General features: G+C 61.5%; 2 protein-coding genes and 1 pseudogene. 1 reads left to right on the forward strand and 2 read right to left on the reverse strand.

The annotated features are described in order from the left end of the window. Positions 1 to 37: 37 nt before the first annotated feature. Together ACQKDV_RS19155 and rpoH are read right to left on the reverse strand one after the other, a co-directional pair. Positions 38 to 796: an RHS repeat domain-containing protein gene (locus tag ACQKDV_RS19155; RefSeq protein WP_427785819.1), complete on the reverse strand. Its 759-nt coding sequence runs from the start codon at positions 794 to 796 to the stop codon at positions 38 to 40. Positions 797 to 1,069: 273 nt separating this feature from the next. Next, on the reverse strand, positions 1,070 to 1,945 hold the full coding sequence (rpoH, locus tag ACQKDV_RS19160) for an RNA polymerase sigma factor RpoH (protein WP_079223786.1): 876 nt from the start codon (positions 1,943 to 1,945) through the stop codon (positions 1,070 to 1,072). A 36-nt stretch (positions 1,946 to 1,981) separates the two neighbouring features. Between rpoH and ACQKDV_RS19165 the strand changes: the two are divergent. Beyond that, positions 1,982 to 2,278: pseudogene (locus ACQKDV_RS19165) on the forward strand (hypothetical protein); the annotation flags it as partial.

Here is a 2,278-nt window from a genome sequence, read left to right on the forward strand (position 1 = left end):
TGCACGTGCTCCTTCTGGGATTCAGGGGAGCGGACAACTATGGTGACAGTGGGGGACCTGCTCCACCGGCACCTGTAACTCCTGCGATATCAGCAGCGATACTGGTAGCTGCCGATACGACACTTGGATTGGCCATCGCAACCATGCCAGCTTCGATCAGCACTGGGGCAGCCATTGCCGCTGTAACGGCGATTGCGGCCGGTCTCATCGGCTCGTATACGGCGCCATTTCCGGCAGCAATATCTCTCCGATGCTGCTCAACGAATCGCTCTGCGGCCTGCCTTCCATCCGCATCGACGAACCTGTACGGATTCCCGTTCGCGTACCGATACCGATTGAACTGCTCAACTGGCATTTGGTGAGCGGTGACTGGGTCTACCGACAGAAACACGCCCAATTGTGGATCCATGTAGCGCTGTTGCATGTAGCTCAGCCCTGTAGCCGAGTCGCTCACATGTCCGGCGTACCCAGGTCCATCCGTGACCTGACCGCCTACCACGGCCCCGTAAGGCTCGTAGTCATATCGCTTGATGACGTTGCCGTTGGCATCGCTTTCGGCCACAACCGAGCCGAGGGCATCAGTGTGAATGTATGTGATCGTTGCCTGGGCGATTGCGGATGGTGACAGGCCAAGGCCCATCAGCAGCACGCAGCACAGCCAGGCGCCTATGGCACCCAGCTTGCGAGTTCGATCTTCAAATCCCCCGAAGCGGGTCGACACACCGCCTGCAGTTCCCCCGAACCTGCGCATCATTCCAATCCATGAAAGAGCCTTGAAGCAAGGCTTGGCATTCATAGCACAGGAAGGCAGTCATCGGAGTCCAACTCCAGGACTGAGGCCAGAGGGACCATTCTGAATTGGACCAGGCCCTCGGCTATAAACCTCGCGAGGGATTGAACGGCTACTGGAAGCGCATGATTGCCCGCCATGGGCTGGTACTACTGAAGCAGCCGATCAGCGGCCCGCATTACCAACAGCCATGCCGGTCAAACGAAAAACCCCGACCAACGCCGGGGCTTTTCATCAGAACGGGGGCCGGAAACAGGAACCAAACCAAAGATCTATGCCTTACGCGGTGAACAGCGCCTTCATCTTCTTCAGCGCGTTCGCTTCGACCTGGCGGATGCGCTCGGCGGACACGCCGTACTCATCGGCCAGTTCCTGCAGCGTCACCTTGCTGTCGGCATCCAGCCAGCGGCGGCGGATGATGTCGCGCGAACGGGCATCCAGCTCGGCCAGGCCTTCGCGCAGCAGCTGCATCTGGTTGTCTTCGCTGTCCTCGCGCTCATAGGCCATCGACGGATCTTCGTCGTTGGACACCAGGAACGCCGCCGGCGACGGCGGTGCGTGATCGTTGTCCTCGTCGGTCGGCGCATCGAAACCGATATCGCGACCGGACAGGCGCGACTCCATTTCCATGACCTCGCGCTCGGACACGTTCAGGTCCTTGGCCACCGCGCTGACTTCGGCCGCGTTCATCCAGCCCAGGCGCGTCTTCGACTTGCGCAGGTTGAAGAACAGCTTGCGCTGCGCCTTGGTCGTGGCGACCTTGACGATGCGCCAGTTCTTGAGGATGAACTCGTGCATTTCGGCACGGATCCAATGCACGGCAAAGGACACCAGGCGCACGCCCATGTCGGGATCGAAACGCTTGACCGCCTTCATCAGGCCGATGTTGCCTTCCTGGATCAGGTCACCCAGCGCAAGACCGTAGCCGTTGTAACCGCGGGCCACATGCACCACGAAGCGCAGGTGCGAGTGCACCAGCTCACGTGCGGCGTCCAGATCGTCACCGTCGCGGAAGCGACGGGCCAGGTCCTGTTCGTCATCGACCGACAGCACCGGAATCTGGTGCACGGCACCGATGTAGGCGTCCAGCGAACCGAGCGCACTGGGAATCGGGAGATTGTTTGCCACAAGGGCAGTAGAGGTGTTCTGGCTCATAGGCACCCATCTTAGCAGTCCGGGATTTGGACTGCTAAAGCCGAACTGCTGGAACTGAAGGCCGTCGACGAAGGCCGCGCCTCGGGCGTGGTCATCGAATCCTCGCTGGACAAGGGCCGCGGCCCGGTCGCGACGGTGCTGGTGCAGCAGGGCCGCCTGAAGAAGGGCGACTACCTGGTGTGCGGCATCCAGTACGGCCGCGTGCGTGCGCTGTTCGACGAAACCGGCAAGCAGCCGGAATTCGCCGGCCCGTCCATCCCGGTGCAGGTCCTGGGTCTGTCCGGCGTGCGCCAGGCGCTGGCCCAGCGTGACATCGCCCAGGACGGCTACGAG

This window comes from Stenotrophomonas sp. NPDC077659 (assembly GCF_050268705.1).
In the GTDB taxonomy this organism is placed as follows: domain Bacteria; phylum Pseudomonadota; class Gammaproteobacteria; order Xanthomonadales; family Xanthomonadaceae; genus Stenotrophomonas.